This is a genomic window from Micromonospora sp. M51 (assembly GCF_018070305.1).
Classification (GTDB): Bacteria; Actinomycetota; Actinomycetes; order Mycobacteriales; family Micromonosporaceae; genus Micromonospora; species Micromonospora parva.
Genome location: NZ_JAGPXZ010000855.1, coordinates 1 through 2,398, shown reverse-complemented (window position 1 = coordinate 2,398; position 2,398 = coordinate 1). Strand labels below are relative to the sequence as shown.

Genomic DNA, 2,398 nt, shown 5'->3' with positions numbered 1-2,398 from the left:
GTCTCCCCCCGCCACAGCGCGCGGACGACGTGCAGGAACTCGTCGGCCCGCGCGTACCGGGCGTCCTTGTCCAGGAAGTCGCCGTAGGCCCGCTGCTCCGATGACTCGCCGCCGGTGACCACGTTGAGCAGCAGGCGACCCCGGGACAGCCGCTGGAACGTGGAGGCCATCTGGGCGGCGAGGGTGGGTGAGGTCAGGCCGGGCCGGAAGGCCACCAGGAACCTGAGGCGTTCGGTGACCTCGGTGAGCATCGCCGTGGACAGCCAGGCGTCCTCGCACCACGCGCCGGTGGGGGTGAGCGCGCCGACGAAGCCGAGTTGCTCGGCGCTGCGGGCGATCTGTCCGAGGTACGCCACGCTGGCCGGGCGGGCGCCTCCGGCGGCACCGGTCGGTACGCCGTGCCCGCCGCCGACGATGTCGCGGCTGTCGCCGTTGGTGGGCAGGAACCAGTGGAAGGTGAGGGTCATCGCGGCTCTTTCCGTGAGCGGGGGCGGTCGGCGCACGCGGTGAAGCGGGCACCTCCTGAGGGGTGGGACGATCCCGCCGACAGCCTACCCATAAAACCTATCGGGTTAGTAGGCTACCGCCCACGATCACCCACGCCGGTCGATGCGGCCCGGCGCACCTGCCCGACCCAAGGAGCCGCCATGCGCACCCCCTCGACGCCTCATCCCCCGCGTCACCGCCTGCTGACAGCCGCGTTCACCGCGCTGGTCCTGCTCGCCACGGCCGCCGTGAGCGCCTGCGGCGGGTCGGCCGACGCCGGAGACGAGGCGGGCAAGCTGCGAATCGGCTACCAGCGCTTCGGAGGGCTGAGCCTGGTCAAGGCGCGCGGCGAGACCCCGGGCGTCGAGTGGTCGCTGTTCGAGAGCGGGCCGGCCCTCACCGAGGCGCTCAAGGCCGGGTCGATCGACATCGGACAGGTCGGCGAGGCCCCACCCGTCTTCGCCGCCGCCGGCAAGATCCCGTTCTCCATCATCGGCACCTCGGCTCCGATCCCGCAGGGCGAGGCGGTGCTGGTCAAGGCCGACAGCGGCTACCGCAACTTCGCCGACCTCAAGGGCCGGACGATCGCCCTCAACAAGGGCTCCAACGTGCACTGGCTGCTGGTCCGGCTGCTGGAGGCCAACAAGATGACGTTGAAGGACATCAAGGTCAAGTACCTCAAGCCGGCCGAGGGACGACCCGCGTTCGACAGCGGGCAGGTCGACGCCTGGGTCATCTGGGATCCGTACTTCGCGCTGGCCGAGCAGCCGGGCGTCCGGGTGCTCGCCGACGCGACAGGCCTGGCCAGCAACCGCGAGTACGTGCTGGCCGCTCCCGACGCGGTCGCCCAGCGCTCGGACGACATCCGGGCGTTCCTGCAGCGCTACCGCGAGGTGACCGACTGGGGCATCGCGAACCCGCAGGAGCGGGCCCGCACGCTGGCGCCGGAGCTGAAGAGCCCGGAGGACGTCACCAGCCGCGCTCTCGACCGCAGCGCCAAGCCGCTCGCCCCGGTCACCCCGGCCATCGGCGACGAACTCCAGGCGATCACCGACAGCTTCATCGCGCTGGACCTCATTCCGGGGCCCGTCGACATCAGGAGCCGGGTGGACGACCGCTTCAGCGCGGTGTTCCAGTGAGCCGTACACAGCTGTTGGAAACGCCGACCGAAGCCGTGGCCGTCGCGCCGGCCGACCCCCGGCGCCCCCGCTCGACGCGGCGGTGGCGGCGGCTGGTCAGCCCGGTCGTGCTGGTGCTGGGCTGGGAACTGGCCGCCCGGACCGGGGTGCTCGCACCGGAGAAGCTGCCCGCGCCCAGCGCCGTCCTCGCCACCGGCTGGCGACTGAGCCGGGACGGGACGCTCGCCGTCCACCTCGTGGACTCCCTCACCCGGGCCGCAGCGGGGCTGTTCATCGGCGGCGTTCTGGCGCTGGCCCTGGGCACGGTGGCGGGGCTGCTGCGGCTCGGCGACGACCTGGTCGACCCGCCGGTGCAGATGGCCCGGATGCTGCCACACCTCGGGCTGGTGCCGTTGCTGATCATCTGGGTCGGGATCGGCGAGTCGCTGAAGATCAGCCTGGTGGCGCTGGGCGCGTTCTTCCCCATCTACTTCAACACCTACGCCGGCATCCGGGACATCGACGAACGACTGGTCGAGGCTGCCCGCACCTGCGGGCTGGGCCAGGCCGCCCGCCTGCGCCACGTGGTGCTGCCCGGCGCGCTGCCGTCGCTCTTCCTCGGCCTGCGGCTGGCGATCGGGGCGGCCTGGCTCAGCCTGGTCGTCGGCGAGCAGGTCAACGCCCAGACCGGGATCGGCTTTCTGATGATGGAGGCGCGGGAGTTCAGCCAGACCGACGTGGTGGTGCTCGGCCTGCTCGTCTACGCCCTGCTCGGGCTGATATCCGACAGTGCG

General features: G+C 71.9%; 3 protein-coding genes. 2 read left to right on the top strand and 1 reads right to left on the bottom strand.

What is annotated here, in order from left to right; genetic code table 11:
• The coding region (locus KBX53_RS29780) for an LLM class flavin-dependent oxidoreductase (RefSeq protein ID WP_210862985.1) at positions 1-467 on the bottom strand (467 nt) is incomplete at its 3' end.
• Between the two features lie 180 nt (positions 468-647).
• Here KBX53_RS29780 and KBX53_RS29775 point away from each other — a divergent pair.
• A complete protein-coding gene (locus KBX53_RS29775) occupies positions 648-1,625 on the top strand; it encodes an aliphatic sulfonate ABC transporter substrate-binding protein (RefSeq protein ID WP_210862983.1) in 978 nt (325 codons plus the stop codon).
• Positions 1,622-2,398, top strand: a 777-nt coding sequence (locus KBX53_RS29770; RefSeq protein ID WP_210862981.1) for an ABC transporter permease subunit, incomplete at its 3' end; no start/stop codon positions are given. The genes KBX53_RS29775 and KBX53_RS29770, both read left to right, overlap by 4 nt.